The sequence below is a fragment of the Sulfurospirillum sp. hDNRA2 genome (genome assembly GCF_024206095.2).
Classification (GTDB): Bacteria; Campylobacterota; Campylobacteria; order Campylobacterales; family Sulfurospirillaceae; genus Sulfurospirillum.
The window spans coordinates 1,543,248-1,558,519 of record NZ_CP159800.1 but is presented as its reverse complement, the minus strand read 5'-3'; the positions used below and the strand labels follow the sequence as shown (position 1 = coordinate 1,558,519).

Sequence of the window (15,272 nt, the reverse complement as noted above, 5' to 3'; positions counted from 1 at the left end):
CATGAATGAAATGGAAGCGTTGATTCGACAGTATTTGAACGAACACGGGAAGCTCGATTGCTCCGATGCGTATAAAATCGCCGCCAAGTTAAAATGTCCGATCCGCGAAGTCGGCGATGCCGCCAAAGCTCTTGAAATACGTATCGATCGTTGCGAACTCGGACAGTTCGGTAAGATTGAAGGCGGCGTATTCGACGTCGAAGCACTCAATCGCTTGACGCCGCTTTTAGACGATAAAAATCGCGTGACATGTCAGGCCGCACGCGCGCAGGCTTCGGGTATCGGGTTGAAAAAAATTCGAGGAACGCTCAAGGAAAAAAATATCGACGTGACGTATTGTTCTTTGGGATGTTTTACCGAGAAAAGACGTCCGAGGCTTTACGTTAAAACCAAAACGTGGATTGAAAACGCCGAGGGCGAATTGCTTTTCGGCAAAGGGAAAACCGAAATTTTAGAGTTGATCGAGCAAGAAGGCTCTATCGCCAAGGCATCCGAAAAAATCGGTATGAACTATAAAAAAGCATGGACGCATATTAAGATTTTACAGAAAAACATCAACGACGTGATGGTTGAAACCAAACAAGGCGGCGGAGAAGACGCGGGTACGAAACTCACCCTCGTTGCCAAAGAGTATATGGACAACTACCGCAAACTCCAAGCGGACATCGAAAATTATGCAAACGAACGCTTTAAAGAGTTATTCTTAAGACCGAGAAATAAAAAAGAATTTAAAGATTAAAACAGTATCGGCTATTTTGTCGCTATACAAATAGGGTAAGATTTTCCGATACGCCTCGTGTGAGCGCGCGCTTCATTTGAAGCCCCTCGCGCAGTGTGATTATGCAAAAAATACATATTTTAAAAGGAGTTGTATATGAAAAAAATATGGTTACTCAGTGCCTTAGCGGCGTCGTTTTTGTTGGCAAAAGAGCCTATCGTCGTTTTACATGCCGGAAGCCTTTCGGTGCCGTTTGCGGAGATCGAAAAAGTGTTTGAAGAAAAATACCCGCAGTATGACGTGCAAAGAGAACCCAGCGGCAGTATCGCCGCAGCGCGTAAAGTAACCGATCTTGGACGTGCGGCGGACGTTATGGGCAGTGCCGACTATCAAGTGATCGATGCGATGCTAATCCCTAATAATGCCAAATTTAACGCGCAGTTTGCGACCAATGAAATGGTTTTAGCCTATACCGACAAATCAAAATTTGCCAAAGAGATTAACGATAAGAACTGGACGGATATTTTTATGAAAGAGGGTGTTGTCGTGGGACATTCGAACCCAAATCTCGATCCATGCGGTTATCGCTCGATATTGGTGACAATGTTGGCGGAAAAATACTACGTTAAACCCGGTTTGTATCAAACGCTTTTTAATTACGGCGACCATTACGAAGTCGGAGAAGAAAACCCTAAAAAAGTCGTCGTCCGACCGAAAGAGACCGATCTTTTAGGTCTTTTGGAAGCAGGACAATACGACTATTTGTTTATTTATAAATCCGTAGCCGATCAACATCACCTCAAATACGTTACGCTCCCAGAAGCTATTTCGCTCAAAAGCGCAAAATATGACAACGTCTATTCCGAAGTATCGTTTAATATCGACGGTAAAAAACCTGGCGAAGTCGAGAAGCAAGTCGGTGCGCCGATGGTGTACGGTTTGAGTATTTTTGAAAATGCTAAATCTCCTGCCAATAAAGCGGGTGCGGTGGCATTTGTCAACTTTATTTTGAGTCCTGAGGGACAGGCGATCATGAAGAAAAACGGTCAAGATGCGATGAATCCGCCGATTATTACGGGTGATGCCTCTATTTTAGGAAAAAAATGAGTTATCTCTCCTTGCAAGCCCTTACATGTAAAGTAGGGGCGTTCGATTTAAAAGACATTAGCTTCGACGTCGGCGAGGGAGAATACTTTGTGATTTTGGGGCATTCGGGTGCGGGTAAAACGGTTATTTTAGAATCGATTGCCGGCTTACACCAAGTCGGCGGCAAGTTAATTTTTAATAACGAAGAGATCATGCACAAAGTTCCCGAAGAGCGTTCGATCGGATTTGTCTACCAAGACTTTGCGCTTTTCCCCAATTTAAGCGTACGTGAAAATATCCGTTTTGCCGGACGTTATAAGACGATCGAAGACGCCGAGAGCTTGTTTGAAGATTTGGTTGAATTTTTAGGATTGGAAAAATTGCTGGAACGTCGCATCGACAATCTCTCCGGCGGCGAAAAACAACGTATCGCCATTGCCAGAGCGATCTATGCGCGCCCCAAAATCTTACTGCTAGACGAACCGCTCAGCGCGATCGACCCGACGTTTCGAAATGCCATTATGAAATTTCTCAAAGACGTGCATCGTCGTTACGGCTTAACCACGCTACATGTCACGCACAATTTTCGAGAAGCGTCCTATTTGGCGGATCGTATCGCTATCGTAATGGACGGATGCGTCCAACAAGTCGGCTCCGCCAACGAAGTGCTTTCTCATCCGAGCTCGTTAAAAGTTGCCGAATTTTTAGGCTTTAAAAATATTTTTTCGACGACACTTATCGATGAAGACGCGAGCAAACTTTTTTCGATCGATCCGAACGACATTATGGTTTCCAAAGAAGATACGTTGACATGTGATTATCGTTTTAGCGGAACGTTGGACGAATGCATGGGCATCGTGGATCATTTTAAATTGTTTATTACGGTCGGAGAAGAGCAATTTTTCGTCAAAATCATCAAACGCGAACACGAAGGGTGTTCGATTCATCGGGGAGAAGCGATTTATATCGGATTTAATCGAAAGGATGTGTGTTACTTATGAGACGCTACTGGTTTACGACGTTCTTAGCACTGTTAGGGCTTGTGATGTTGCTGTTTTTAACCGTTCCTTTGTTTAAGATGCTGATCGGAAACGACGTTAAAACGCTTTTAAAGACGATTCAAGAAGCCGATGTCGCGGCTTCGGTATGGCTGACGATGAAAGTCTCTTTTTTCTCGACTCTCTTTGCGCTGTTCACCGGACTGCCTTTGGCGTATCTGATCGCGCGACACACTTTTTTCGGGCGTTCGTTTTTAGAAACCTTGATTGATATTCCGATTATGATTCCGCATACCGCGGCGGGAATTGCGTTGCTTGTGGCATTTGGAAGCGGTTTATGGGGCGATTTTTTCAACGCTTTGGGGATTCATTTTATCGGTACGGAAACGGGTATTATGATCGCGATGATGTTCCTCTCTTCCACGTTTTTGATTAACGGAGCCAAAGAGGGATTTAAAAAAGTGGACGTTAAGCTCGAAAAAGTTGCACGCACGCTTGGGGCAACGCCTCTGAAAGTCTTTTTTGCAATTTCTCTGCCCAATGCGAAAAAAGACATTGTTAACGGCTGTTTGATGATGTGGGGGAGAGGACTCGGAGAGTTCGGTGCCGTGGTGATTTTGGTTTACCATCCGATGACCGCGCCCGTTTTGATTTACGATCGTTTTACGAGTTTTGGGCTCAGTTATTCCGCTCCGGTTGCCGGCGTGATGATCATTTTATCGATTTTGGTTTTCTTGAGCGTGCGATTTATCAACAACCGATTGCGCTAAATCGATCGGTTTCGTCCAATAAAGTTGATCGGGATCGTAACCGATCGTCGGCAGATACGCCAAAATCGTTTGCTTATCGTGCGAGGAAAGCGTCGCGGTTCGAGAGAGTATCCACAAATAGCGTCTTGTAGGCTCGCCCACGACGCTATAGCGATACTCTTTATCGAGCATAACGATCCAATAATCACCGTAAAAAGGCCAAAAAAAGCTCACTTTTAGGCGACTGTTATTGCTCCCTTCTACCATTTTTGCTTCTCCTTTAGCTTCGCCGATGCGTTCGCCCTTCGCATCGTAACATTGATTGAGTACCGATACGCTAGCGGCTTCTACGCGGTACTGGGCGGTCGCTCCGACGCACCCTTTTTCAAAACGGTTTTCATAGCGTGCTATTTCGATCCATTTTCCCGCGTAGCGTTCCAAATCGACCGAAGCAACGCTTGGAAGCGGTGGCGTATCGGGATGCGTTGCACATCCGCTCCAAAAGAGGCATGCGCCTAGTAAACCAATGGTAAGTGCGAAGGCGGCTTTGTTTTGAAATCGATGCGTAACCATGTCACTCTCCTAACGATCGTTTTTTCGATCGAATATAGGCGATTCTAACACGCTTTTTCTTGACGGAAGCTAAGGTAACCGTTTTAGATGCAATGCGTGCTATAATTCTCGCTTACATGTCATTTTAAAGGATTTCGTATGCCTACGATTAACTTAGACGAAAAATCGCCGCAAGAGCTTCGAAAACTGCTCGATACGGTCAAAACCAGCAATCTCGAGTACCGCGAAAAAGAAGAGTGGATCCAAAAAATTCAATCCAAACTGGGCGTCGTCACGCGCGATTCTAAAAGAGAAAAAGAGCTTTTAGCCCAAATCGAAGAGGGACAAGCCGACATCGACGATTTGCTTTAACGCTTAAACGCGTCATAGCCGATCGTTTGCTTCAATACCATGCGATGTTAGACGCTCTTCATCGTATGGTATTGAAAAAGTCTTCCTTTGTAGCGCGGTCATTCTTCTGCTTATCCTTGCGTTATAGCACCTTTTGTGCGTGAAAAAATACGAATTTTTCCTTACTTTTATTTGCCCAACTTAAGAGACCCATCACTCAAAAAAATAATTTTGGCATATTTTTCTTACGAGCGACCGAAAAGAGACCGCCAAAGGTATAAAATTAAAAAATAAAATTAAAAAAATTTTTATAATAAGTCAAAAGGAGCTCATTATGAAAGTAGCGTATTGGCTATCAAAAATATTGGCGGGATTGGCTTTGATCGTTTTAATGTACGGATTTGTCGTTCCTTCGGTAGGCTTTCACGGAACGTTGGAGCGTATCAAAGACGGTAAAGTCGGAGAGATTCCCGCTTACGTCTACCCGCTGTGGAATTTTTATCAAAAAGATCGGTATATCAGTATCAATACACCCCAAAAAGTACGAGGCGATCTTAAAAAAATGATAGAGATATCCGAAGAGATCGGTGTCCCGTCCATGCCGGTATGGAAATTTTCGCTTGAAGCCCCGAACTATCCCAAAGAAGCTTTCCCTTACGGGCTACCCGTCTTTATTCATTTTGATGGACTCAGCGGCGAGGTACACGAGATGAATACGATTAACCACTATGTCGGTATGGCGCATATGGAAAGAGGCGGCATTTACGAACGTGCGCTTGCTCCTTACGCTTTGATTATGCTGGCGCTGTTGCTTGCCTTATTTATGATTTACGATTATAAATGGATTGATTTTTTGATGGCGATTCCCGTACTCTTGCCTTTTTTGTTTATGGGAATTTACGGGTATTGGCTTTATTGGTTCGGGCATACGCTTCAAAGCGGTGCGATTACGATAAAACCGTTTATGCCTATACTGCTTGGAGACGGAAAAGTTGCTCAATTTACGACACATGCCTATCCCGTTATCGGTTTTTGGGCATTGGCGTTTATTAGCGCATTGTCTTTAACGGCTTGGATACTCAAAGTCAAAGCATGCAAATATCACGTCGAACGCAAAGCGACGCTTCTTCGCCATTTTTGGGCAGCATGGGTAGTGATAGCCGCCCTATCGGCAGGATTTTATACGTTAATGACGGATATGAACGTCAATACGTTGGCAAAAATTTCCGCTATCGTCGGTACGACGAAACCCCAACCCGTAACGGAAGTCATCGTTCAAACCCCCTCCGTGAAGACGCAAGAAGCGATCGAAAAAGAGAGAGAAGAAGACCAAAAAAAGCAAGCACTCAAAGTCAAAGCTCTAGAAAATCGAGCAGGTTCTCTTGGAAAGTTTAAAGTCAGCCAACTCTATAAAAGCAATTGTGCTCCCTGCCACGGCGTTAACGGCGAAGGGGCGATGGGAACAAAACTGCTTGGGCTAAAACAAGACGCGATGATGCAAACGTTATTGGACTATAAGCAACACCAAGAAGAGATGCACATTGCCGTGCTGGATCACATGTCAAAAGAAGAGATACAAAGCGTTATCGACGAGATTAGTCGGTTTGAAGCCAGATAAGTCGGGCTTATGAGAAAGGAGAAGTGATGAAAAAGTATGTATGGCTGATGTATAGCGTGATAGCAGTGTGGTTGTTTTTCACACAATCTATGGAGGCACAATCTAAATTTCAAGACGTGATGCAACAACGCGGGCTCTCCGAACAAGACGCGATTGCGGCGTTAAAAGTTTATCAGCCGAGCGGTAAGCATGATGAATACTACGTGTTTGCCAGCGGCGGACAATCGGGGCAGGTGTTGGTTTACGGAGTACCTTCGATGCGGATATTGAAATATATCAGCGTTTTTACTCCCGAGCCGTGGCAAGGATACGGTTTTGATACGGATTCAAAAGAAATTTTACGCGAAGGCAATATCCGAGGTCGTGAAATTAATTGGGGCGATACGCACCATCCCGCACTTTCCGAAACCAACGGCGTGTATGACGGGCAATACCTTTTTATCAACGATAAAGCCAATGCGCGAATCGCCGTGATTAACTTGAAGTATTTCGAAACTTCGCAAATTGTCGTTAACCCTCTTTTTAAATCGGATCACGGCGGTGCATTCGTAACGCCCAATACCGAATATATTCTCGAATCGTGCCAGTATGCCGCACCTTTAACAAACGATTATTATCCGATGGAAGCGTATCAAGACACGTATCGAGGAGGCGTGACATTTTGGAAATTTAACAAAGAAAAAGGAAGAATTTTACCCGAACAATCGTTTACTCTGGAACTGCCTCCGTACATGCAAGACTTGACTGATGCCGGAAAAGGTATTTCGGAAGGGTGGGGATTTACCAATTCTTATAATTCCGAACTTTATACGGGAGGCATCGAAAAAGGGCTTCCTCCTTTTGAAGCCGGATGCAGTCGAAACGATACGGATTATTTACATGTCTATAACTGGAAAAAATTGGCAGAGCTTGCTAAAGATGCAAAAAACGTTAAAATCATTAATAATCACAAAGTCATTCCGATCGACGTAGCGGTCAAAAACAATGCGCTTTTTTTAATTCCCGAAAATAAATCTCCGCACGGCGTCGACGTGAATCCGGACGGTCAATACATTATCGTTTCCGGAAAGCTCGATACGCATGCGTCCGTCTATGACTTTAAAAAAATTCTTCAACAAATAGACGCTAAAGAGTTCGTCGGTAAAGATGCGTACGGCATACCGATCCTTGATTTAAAGAAATCACTACACGGTCAACTGGAATTAGGATTGGGGCATCTTCATAACAGCTTCGGAAAAGAAGACGGGATTGTGTACAGCTCGCTATACGTCGACTCTCAAATCGTCAAATGGGACTATAAAAACTTGAAGATATACGATAGGGTCAATATTCACTACAATGTCGGTCACCTCGAAGCGATGGAGGGCAAATCCGCCGATCCGCAAGGAAAATATCTGATTGCTTTAAATAAATTGGCGATCGATAGATTTTTACCGGTAGGGCCGTTGCATCCGCAAAATAATCAGCTCATCGACATCGGTGATAAGAAAATGGAACTCTTATACGACTTGCCGATACCTTTAGGCGAGCCGCATCAAGCCGCATCCATTCGCGCCAGTAAAATACACCCCGAAGTCAGATACCCTATGGGAACGAACCCGAAAACAAATCAGCCGCATATCGGTAAAACGCTTGCGGGAGAAGAGCATATCGTTCGTAAAGGAGATCATGTGTATGTTTATGCGACGATGGTACGTTCGCATATCAACCCAGAGCATATTACCGTCAACAAAGGGGATAAAATTACGATGTATATTACCAACGTCGAACGTGCCGAAGACGAAACACACGGCTTTACGATCGACCATCACGATATTCACGTCTCCGTCGAACCGGGCGAAACGGCGCAGATCGATTTTATTGCCGACATCGAAGGCGTTTTCCCTTACTATTGTACGGAATTTTGTTCGGCGTTGCATCTGGAAATGATGGGGTATTTTTTAGTCAAAGATCCGAAAAAAGAGTATGATTGGAGCCAAAAATCCAAAATCAAAAATCTTTCTCCGGCGGAACTGCAAGAAGAGTATCAAAAAATTACGGCCAATAACGAAGCGACTCAACGCGTCGTCGATGCTCTGTTTGCGTTTTTAAAAGAGAACCAAGCTTCAAAATATCCGACCGTAAATAACTTGCTCGAAGACGCAAAAGACCAATATGCGAAGATTCTTCCGGAGAAAGAGAAAGCGGCAAAAGCATTCAAGGAAAATAATTTGGAAAATGCGATTCTTTTTGAGAATATGGCATGGCAGTACATCATTAAAACCGCGGACTCGGCGATTAGAGCGAAAGATCTCTTGGTCAACACCTTGGCTTCTCCCAAATCTGCCGCCGCAAAACGGGGCGAGGGTGCTTTTAAAGAAGGCGGCTGTTCGGGATGCCATGTCGTAGGGAGAGTGAGTTCGGGACCTGACGTAACGGGCGTGTTAAAACGTCACAAAAATGCGGAACAATGGGTTGCCGAATACGTCAAAAATCCCGAGAGCAAATTTCAAGAACCTTATATGAAAAAGCTGATCGAATTTTTCAATCTTAAAATGCCGAACCAAAATATGAACGATCAAGAGATCAAAGATATTATCGAGTATTTTAAATGGATAGACGAAAACGCCGATCTTTTTTAACATGTGATGTGCAAGGAGTCTTAGGAAGCAGCTTCTTGGCTCATTCACCCTCCTAGCCCAAACGATGTTGTAACGAGGCATGTAAGAGACGGCATGCCTCGATTTCTTTTGACATGTCATTATCACTTTACAGTGGCGTAAAAGAGTGCATTTTGTATAATAGACTTTGTTAAAGTTGAAGGGCTGATGCAAAAAGCCTGTGACAAAGCGATTTTTACCATAAAGGTTTTTGAGCGATGAAAACACGGATTTATTACGACGATACCGATGCCGGAGGCGTTGTCTATCATGCAAATTATCTCACGTTGTGCGAACGTGCGCGTAGCGATCTTTTTTACGAACGGGGTATGAGTCCTGCGGTAAACGGCGGCCATTTCGTCGTGAAGCATTTGGAAGCCGATTATCTCAAATCCGCAAAGCTCGGCGATCTTATCGAAGTGAAAAGCGAATTGGTCGAATTGAAAAATGCATCGTTGGTCTTAAAGCAAACGATTTACAAAGAAGAAGCGGTATTGTTCAGGATGGTTGCGACGTTGGCGTACGTCAAAGAAGGAAAACCCTCTCGTATCGATGAGGATACGAAAGCGTTTTTCCTAAGCCTCAAGGCGTAACACGAATAAATTCGTTACGTCCGGCTTGATAAAGCGATGTGTGATACGCCACTTGATTATCGATCATCGGTTCTTTAAACGCGCGAGCCACGCGTCCTTCAAAAAAGTTGGAGCAGACGAAATCCGCTCCGATAGAGGTCGAATAGTTGACCCAATCGTACACGATGTCATGCCCAAACATTGCGTTGATCTCTTCAAGTCCGCTCGGTGCGCGCTGAATCGAGTTGGCGATGTAGAGGCGGTTACGATCTTCGTATTGCGTCAACGTGAGCAATAAAGGGTTGTAATTGATTTGCGATGAAAGCAGGGCGTAAGCTTGAATGTCGTTTGCGCGTAATTGCGATGCGATCAAGCTTGACGTGACGATCGGCGTATTGAGGTAAAACGAAGCGTTGTTTAAAGAGCCGTTTCCTTTAAACATTCCTTTAAAATTGGCTTTGGAGTTTTCGACGCGTTTCTCGTAAAAAACACGGCTGTTGTGTTGTCTAACAAGCGTATTGAGTTGTGAACTAAGCGCACTTCCGTCTTCAAAAGTCCCCACTTTTTCATTGGCTTTTTCGGTAAGAAGCGCGATTTGTTTGTCGTAATCGATACCGCCGAAGACGATATTGGCGTTGGTGATCGATACGGCGGATTTATTGAGCGTCGGGATGAAAACCAAAGTATCGTGAACGTTGTTCGCGATGATGACCGCTCCCTCGTTTGTTACCGGCGCGATAATATAGCGGTAACCGCCTGCTTTGATGTCGTTCAACGCTTGAACGATCGAAGCTTCTCTTTCGTCTCCGGAATTAAAGACGTTCAAATCGAAATAGTAGTTTTTATACAACAGATACGACATGACGGAATTGACCGTTGAAATCGCGTATTTTTTAATGGTTTTTTGCGGAATTAAAACGGCAACTTTAATCATCGTACTATCGTCGTTTAAGGGTTTTGGCATCGGCGATGCGACGCTAAGCGCGCCTTCTTTTTCTTCGGAAACTTCCGGCGTCGGCGTCATCGGAGTCGCTTCAACGCCGGTAGAGGGTGTTGGCGTCGCCATAGCCAAAGTCGTTGAGCTGATCGCCGTTTCGGCGTAAGGTGTCGCGGGTTCTTGTTGTGGGGTCGCTTTGGGTTGTTGTTGAATCACTTTACCGGTAATTGTCGGTGCGGCACCTTCCGAACCGGGATAGGTTACGGTGCTTTTTTGGTTGCCTTTTTGGGCGGACGATACATTGTAGGTTGAGGGTTTATAGGGTTGCGGCGTCGACTGGGTCGTCGTACAACCGGTTAAAAAAGCTACGAGAATCGCTACGGTTGTCCAAAATCTCATAACATACTCCTTATTTTTAGCAAATCGGCGAAAACCTCTTTTTTGGCACTGGGATTTCGCAATAAAAAGCTCGGATGAAACGTCGCAACAAGTTTCGCTTCTCCGAAATTTAGCACGGAGCCTCGCACGCGATCGATCGGCGTGTCGTATTCGCCCGTTAAATGGTGAAAGGCGGTCGAGCCTAAAGCCACGATGATCTGAGGCTTAATCGTTTGAATTTGTTGCATCACGTAGGGTTTGCAACATGCCACTTCTTCCGGCGTCGGAACGCGATTTTGCGGCGTTTTGCACTTTAAAATCGTCGTCACATAAACCTCTTCTTTGGGAACGAGTAAAACGTTTTCGATCATTTTGGCAAGCAACTCACCGCTTTTTCCCGCGTAGAGCAAGCCCGTTTCATCTTCGTTCGCTCCTGGATTATCCCCGATGAACATCACTTTCGCCCTCAAATTTCCGGCTCCGAAAACGACGTTTTTTCGGCTTTTGGAAAGTGCGCATAAATGGCAATGCGCCACGTCGCGCTTAAGCTCTTCAAGCGTTTGAGGCAAGGAGGGCACGGACGCTAAAGGTCGGTATTCTTGAAAATACTCAAAGCCCATGGCACGGTATTGGTACAAGAGCTTTAGAAGTCTAATTTTTTCAATAGGAGTCATTCATATATGGTAGCCAAGGAGGAGTTAAAAACTCCTTATTCTACGTCGCAGTATTCCAACGAAGCAAGCTTGGGACGTTTGAGCCCTCGGTTATCGGCAATGTAGAGGTTTTTGAGGTGTTTGAGCTCTTTGATGGATTCGGGAAGCGAACTGATGGCATTTTCCTCGACATCGAGTTCATAGAGGTTTTCCAACTTCCCGATGCATTCGGGCAGGCTTTTGAGGCGGTTGGCACTCAGATCGAGCGAGGTCAATTTTTTGAGTGAACAAAGCGAGTCGGGCACGCTCTCAAGTCGGTTGTTTTCTAAAGAGAGGATTTGCAAATCTTCGAGTTTGGAAAAATCGATATCGATCGAAGAGAGATTGTTGGACGCAAGGTTGAGTTTGACTAACATGTCATGCACTTCCAAAGCGGGCAAGTCGCGTAAAAGATTGCCTTCTAGAATCAGCGTTTCTAGTTCTTGGATTTCGCCGAGCGATTGCGGAAGCGCGTGGAGTTTATTGAAAGAAAGATCCAGATAATAAAGCGATTGCATCGAGCCGAACACTTCGGGCAAATGGGCGAAATAATTGGTATCCAAACTGACATGTAAGAGTTTTTTGAGGTTTTTAAACGCGTCGTCCAAACGACTCAATCGGTTAACCGCTAAGGTTAAACGCGTCAAATTGCACAACTCGTAAAACCCCAAAGGAAGAGAGCTGAGTTGGTTGCCGTTGAGATTGAGGATGACCAAGGAAGAGAGGTCTCCGATTGCTTCGGGGAGGCTTTCTAAGAGGTTGTTTTCGCATTGGAGGTTACGCAAATTTTTAAGCCTACAAAGGCTCTCGGGTAGCTCGCTTAAACGATTGCCCGAGAGTTTGAGGATGCTTAATTCTTGGAGTGCGCCGATGCTCTCCGGAAGGCTTTTGAGCTTTTTGCGACTCAAATCCAAGGTCGTGAGCCCCTCGAGTTTACTCAAATCGCGCGGTAACGTATGTTCCAATCCTTGAGACTTGATCCATGCGGCAAAATCGCGAATTCCCTCAGCCATCGTTTTCTCCTTCCGTTTCATCGCGGCGATTGTTTTTTTGATCGATTAAAAAGGCAATCTCTTCATAATCGATTTCTCCGAATTCGACCATGTTAAAAAGTGCCATGAGCGGTCTTCGACAACAGGTTTGATTGCATTCGGTGACTAGTTTTTTGGCTTTTTTATACGGGAGCGTCGTCGATTTGAAAATGTCGACGGCGTCTTGAATCGTTTTGTGCCCGCATTCGCAAATAATTTTTGAGGCGTACTCGTGCATCGCTTTATCCGGCTTTATGTGCGTTGTAAAGTGCCTTAAGTTCTTTTTTGTTGAGGACTTTTTTACGCTCCGTAACCAATTCCCGTACGGTCGGTAAAATGCGATTGACGACTTCGTGTTCGGGTTCAACGCCCATAGCGCGCAGATGATACACGAGGGTGGAGCTACCCGAATGTTTGCCGATCGGATAGGTGCGTTTCATGCCCACGCTTTGCGGCGAAAAGGCTTCATAGGCTTGTTCGTGCTTGATCATGCCGTTGACGTGAATGCCCGATTCGTGCGAAAAGATGTTTTTCCCGACGATGGGCATGGTCGGCGAAATGGTTTGATGTGCGGCTTTTTGTACCAAAGAGACGACGTGATGAAGCGCTTTAGCGTCAACCGTACGCGCTTCGCCGAAAAGATGGGTCAGTGCCATGAGCGTTTGCTCGAAGCTGGCGTTTCCGGCGCGTTCGCCTAGCCCGATGACGGTCGTATTGACGCTGATAGCACCCGCTTCTAAACCGCTGATCGCATTGGCGGTTGCCATCCCGAAATCGTTATGCGTGTGCATTTCGATCTCTAAAAGGTGAAGATCGCACAGTGCGGAAATATGCTCATAAATTTGATGCGGACGCATAATGCCGACCGTATCGCAGTAGCGAAAGCGATCGGCTCCCTCTTGGGCACCTAAGCTCATGACTTCTTTTAAAAAGCCTAGATCGGCACGCGAACTGTCTTCGCCGCCGATGCAGGTAAAAAGTCCTTCGGATCGACTGACATGTAAGACTTCTTCGAGGTTCTTTAAGAGGCGTGTTTTATCGCCTTTAAATTTTGCCTCGATCAAAATATCTGAAACCGGAATCGACAGATCGACCGCTTTCAGACCGCAGGCAAGGGAAGCTTCAAGGTCGCTCATCGTAGCGCGGTTCCAGCTCATAATGCGTAGCGGAAGATCGAGTGCCAAAATCTCTTTAATGTCGGCTTGTTCTTTTGCGCCCATTGCCGGAATACCGACCTCAAGTTCGTCTGCTCCGGCAAGGTATAATGCCGATGCGATGGCGATTTTCTCATCCGTATTGAAAGCGACGTAAGGGGCTTGTTCCCCGTCTCGAAGCGTCGTATCGTTGATAATCATAGCCGTATCCTTTGCTTCTTAAGAAGCGGTATAAAAGTGTTTTCGCGCACCTTTCAAAACGGAAATCTCGATGGGTTCGTCCGCAAAACTCTCATCGCATGTCAGCTGAATGCTATTGAGCTCTTTTTGCGGGCATTCGCCGATTTTTTGCGTGAGTAACAGATCACAATCTTGCAACGTTTGCTTGATCTCGTCGATCGGATACGTTCCGTCGCATCCTTCTTTACCCATGCAGTACGCTTTTTCGACTTTGCGGTGCATCAAAAACTTAATTGCTTTATCGCCCGCTTCGTAAATTAAAAACTCTTTCGCGCTTCCGAAATGATCGTTGATCAGCCCGTTTCCGCGTGTCGTCACGGCAATGAGTTTGGTCTCTCCCGTGGAGCTAAGCGCGTGCTTGTCAAGGGCTTCTTCTTGAAGCACGCGGCCGTTCGCCGCGCGAAGCGCACGACGCCACGTTTCGATATTTTCGTGTGTCTTCATACGCTGATTGAGATTATAATGGTGGGAAAGTTCTTCAAAACTTTTCTCTACAAAACTCTCTTTAAAAAACTCGTCGCTTCGATCTTCGCCTAAAAGTCCGACCGCATCGGCACGGCACTGACGGCAATGACGCATCATTTTGACGTTAACGTCGCACGCTTCTTGTGCTTTCATCAACTGTTTGTGCGTTGCGCTCGGAACGCCGTCTAAGCCGAATTTCGTACCGAATTCCGGTTTGGAGATCAACGGCATAACGTTTTGAATAAAAACGCCGAGTTCTTTGACTTTTTTGGCGACCAAAGGAAGGTGCTCGTCGTTGATGCCCGGAATGAGGACGGAGTTGACTTTAACCAAAATACCGCGTTCAACGAGCATCTTAATGCCCAAAAGCTGCTTTTCAAGAAGCAGTTTTGCACCCTCGACGCCGCGGTGTTTTTTGTGTTCGTAAAACACCCACGGATAGATTTTTGCGCCGATTTCACCGCTTTCGTCGACGCTGTTTAACGTAACCGTCACGTGTTCAATGGTGTACTTAGCGATCTCATCGATATGTTTATGAATCATCAAACCGTTGGTGGAAAGACACAGTTTGATGTCCGGAGCATATTTTTTCAAAAGTGCAAAGGTCTCAAAGGTTTGTTTCGGATTGGCAAGACCGTCCCCCGGACCTGCGATGCCTACGACGCTTAGTTGTTGGATGAGTCCGCCTACATGTAAGACTTTTTTGACGGCTTCTTCGGGCTTAAGTTTGTAACTGGTCACGCCCGGACGACTTTCGTTGGAACAGTCGTATTTGCGGTTGCAGTAGTTGCATTGGATGTTACAAGCGGGAGCAACCGCTACGTGGATACGCGCATAATGTTGATGAGCGTCTTGAGAGTAACAAGGGTGGTTGTTAATCTTTTGTAAGATGCTCGCATGCAGCTCGTTTTGTGTATTGGTTGAGGATGAGCAAGAGCAACTCATGTGCGATCCTTTGAAGTGATTTTGTCTAAAAAGTGCACGAAGTGTTCCTTGGACGCGTCAATGCTTTTAAGGTTTCGTAGTTACTCGATGAGTGCATTTCATAAGCTATAAGCTTGGTTTTAAACGGTTGTTGGCAAAATAGCACCT

At 45.5% G+C, this 15,272-nt stretch carries 15 protein-coding genes; 8 read left to right on the top strand and 7 right to left on the bottom strand.

Features of this window, described 5'->3' with window-relative positions:
• Nucleotide 1 precedes the first annotated feature (1 nt).
• The 4 genes from NL930_RS07855 to NL930_RS07840 all read left to right on the top strand — a co-directional run bounded on the left by NL930_RS07855 (nt 2) and on the right by NL930_RS07840 (nt 3,572).
• A complete protein-coding gene (locus NL930_RS07855; protein ID WP_039674694.1) occupies nt 2-739 on the top strand; it encodes a winged helix-turn-helix domain-containing protein in 738 nt (245 codons plus the stop codon).
• A 135-nt stretch (nt 740-874) separates the two neighbouring features.
• The gene (gene wtpA / locus NL930_RS07850; RefSeq protein ID WP_254376277.1) at nt 875-1,825 is read left to right on the top strand and encodes a tungstate ABC transporter substrate-binding protein WtpA; all 951 of its coding nucleotides are present in this window, start codon (nt 875-877) and stop codon (nt 1,823-1,825) included.
• Entirely contained in the window at nt 1,822-2,805 is a 984-nt protein-coding gene (locus tag NL930_RS07845; protein WP_039674692.1) for an ABC transporter ATP-binding protein, read from the top strand. The genes wtpA and NL930_RS07845 overlap by 4 nt, the downstream gene beginning before the upstream one ends.
• On the top strand, nt 2,802-3,572 hold the full coding sequence (locus tag NL930_RS07840; protein WP_254376276.1) for an ABC transporter permease: 771 nt from the start codon (nt 2,802-2,804) through the stop codon (nt 3,570-3,572). Before NL930_RS07845 ends, NL930_RS07840 begins: the two co-directional genes overlap by 4 nt.
• Here NL930_RS07840 and NL930_RS07835 read toward each other — a convergent pair.
• On the bottom strand, nt 3,519-4,124 hold the full coding sequence (locus tag NL930_RS07835; protein ID WP_254376274.1) for a lipocalin family protein: 606 nt from the start codon (nt 4,122-4,124) through the stop codon (nt 3,519-3,521). The genes NL930_RS07840 and NL930_RS07835 overlap by 54 nt on opposite strands.
• A 138-nt stretch (nt 4,125-4,262) precedes the next feature.
• Here NL930_RS07835 and NL930_RS07830 point away from each other — a divergent pair, with 138 nt between their 5' ends.
• From NL930_RS07830 to NL930_RS07815, 4 genes are all read left to right on the top strand, one after another.
• A complete protein-coding gene (locus tag NL930_RS07830) occupies nt 4,263-4,475 on the top strand; it encodes a hypothetical protein (RefSeq protein WP_039674690.1) in 213 nt (70 codons plus the stop codon).
• A 313-nt stretch (nt 4,476-4,788) separates the two neighbouring features.
• Nucleotides 4,789-6,072: a c-type cytochrome gene (locus NL930_RS07825; protein WP_306808573.1), complete on the top strand. Its 1,284-nt coding sequence runs from the start codon at nt 4,789-4,791 to the stop codon at nt 6,070-6,072.
• Between the two features lie 26 nt (nt 6,073-6,098).
• Nucleotides 6,099-8,693, top strand: a complete 2,595-nt coding sequence (gene nosZ / locus NL930_RS07820) for a Sec-dependent nitrous-oxide reductase (RefSeq protein WP_373027858.1) — start codon at nt 6,099-6,101, stop codon at nt 8,691-8,693.
• A 236-nt stretch (nt 8,694-8,929) separates the two neighbouring features.
• Nucleotides 8,930-9,304 (top strand): YbgC/FadM family acyl-CoA thioesterase, encoded by a 375-nt coding sequence (locus tag NL930_RS07815; protein WP_039674689.1) that lies wholly within the window; start codon nt 8,930-8,932, stop codon nt 9,302-9,304.
• Here NL930_RS07815 and NL930_RS07810 read toward each other — a convergent pair.
• From NL930_RS07810 to nifB, 6 genes are read right to left on the bottom strand one after another with little or no spacing between them, the layout of a single operon-like run.
• Nucleotides 9,294-10,619, bottom strand: a complete 1,326-nt coding sequence (locus tag NL930_RS07810) for a hypothetical protein (RefSeq protein WP_254376273.1) — start codon at nt 10,617-10,619, stop codon at nt 9,294-9,296. The genes NL930_RS07815 and NL930_RS07810 overlap by 11 nt on opposite strands.
• The gene (locus NL930_RS07805) at nt 10,616-11,272 is read right to left on the bottom strand and encodes a uracil-DNA glycosylase (protein WP_039674685.1); all 657 of its coding nucleotides are present in this window, start codon (nt 11,270-11,272) and stop codon (nt 10,616-10,618) included. Before NL930_RS07805 ends, NL930_RS07810 begins: the two co-directional genes overlap by 4 nt.
• Nucleotides 11,273-11,307: 35 nt before the next feature.
• Complete coding sequence (locus tag NL930_RS07800) at nt 11,308-12,303, bottom strand: leucine-rich repeat domain-containing protein (protein WP_254376271.1); 996 nt, start codon at nt 12,301-12,303, stop codon at nt 11,308-11,310.
• Complete coding sequence (locus NL930_RS07795; RefSeq protein WP_041962468.1) at nt 12,296-12,559, bottom strand: hypothetical protein; 264 nt, start codon at nt 12,557-12,559, stop codon at nt 12,296-12,298. Before NL930_RS07795 ends, NL930_RS07800 begins: the two co-directional genes overlap by 8 nt.
• A gap of 4 nt (nt 12,560-12,563) precedes the next feature.
• Nucleotides 12,564-13,676: a homocitrate synthase gene (gene nifV / locus NL930_RS07790; RefSeq protein ID WP_041962467.1), complete on the bottom strand. Its 1,113-nt coding sequence runs from the start codon at nt 13,674-13,676 to the stop codon at nt 12,564-12,566.
• Between the two features lie 18 nt (nt 13,677-13,694).
• A complete protein-coding gene (nifB, locus tag NL930_RS07785; RefSeq protein ID WP_039674677.1) occupies nt 13,695-15,125 on the bottom strand; it encodes a nitrogenase cofactor biosynthesis protein NifB in 1,431 nt (476 codons plus the stop codon).
• Between the last annotated feature and the right edge of the window lie 147 nt (nt 15,126-15,272).

Coding starts and splice junctions, on each gene's coding strand:
- NL930_RS07805 (WP_039674685.1), bottom strand. CDS start 11,272: ATGACTCCTATTGAAAAAATTAGACTTCTAAAGCTCTTGTACCAATAC.
- NL930_RS07795 (WP_041962468.1), bottom strand. CDS start 12,559: ATGCACGAGTACGCCTCAAAAATTATTTGCGAATGCGGGCACAAAACG.
- NL930_RS07830 (WP_039674690.1), top strand. CDS start 4,263: ATGCCTACGATTAACTTAGACGAAAAATCGCCGCAAGAGCTTCGAAAA.
- NL930_RS07840 (WP_254376276.1), top strand. CDS start 2,802: ATGAGACGCTACTGGTTTACGACGTTCTTAGCACTGTTAGGGCTTGTG.
- nifV (WP_041962467.1), bottom strand. CDS start 13,676: ATGATTATCAACGATACGACGCTTCGAGACGGGGAACAAGCCCCTTAC.
- nosZ (WP_373027858.1), top strand. CDS start 6,099: ATGAAAAAGTATGTATGGCTGATGTATAGCGTGATAGCAGTGTGGTTG.
- nifB (WP_039674677.1), bottom strand. CDS start 15,125: ATGAGTTGCTCTTGCTCATCCTCAACCAATACACAAAACGAGCTGCAT.
- NL930_RS07855 (WP_039674694.1), top strand. CDS start 2: ATGAATGAAATGGAAGCGTTGATTCGACAGTATTTGAACGAACACGGG.
- NL930_RS07845 (WP_039674692.1), top strand. CDS start 1,822: ATGAGTTATCTCTCCTTGCAAGCCCTTACATGTAAAGTAGGGGCGTTC.
- NL930_RS07815 (WP_039674689.1), top strand. CDS start 8,930: ATGAAAACACGGATTTATTACGACGATACCGATGCCGGAGGCGTTGTC.
- NL930_RS07825 (WP_306808573.1), top strand. CDS start 4,789: ATGAAAGTAGCGTATTGGCTATCAAAAATATTGGCGGGATTGGCTTTG.
- NL930_RS07810 (WP_254376273.1), bottom strand. CDS start 10,619: ATGAGATTTTGGACAACCGTAGCGATTCTCGTAGCTTTTTTAACCGGT.
- NL930_RS07835 (WP_254376274.1), bottom strand. CDS start 4,124: ATGGTTACGCATCGATTTCAAAACAAAGCCGCCTTCGCACTTACCATT.
- wtpA (WP_254376277.1), top strand. CDS start 875: ATGAAAAAAATATGGTTACTCAGTGCCTTAGCGGCGTCGTTTTTGTTG.
- NL930_RS07800 (WP_254376271.1), bottom strand. CDS start 12,303: ATGGCTGAGGGAATTCGCGATTTTGCCGCATGGATCAAGTCTCAAGGA.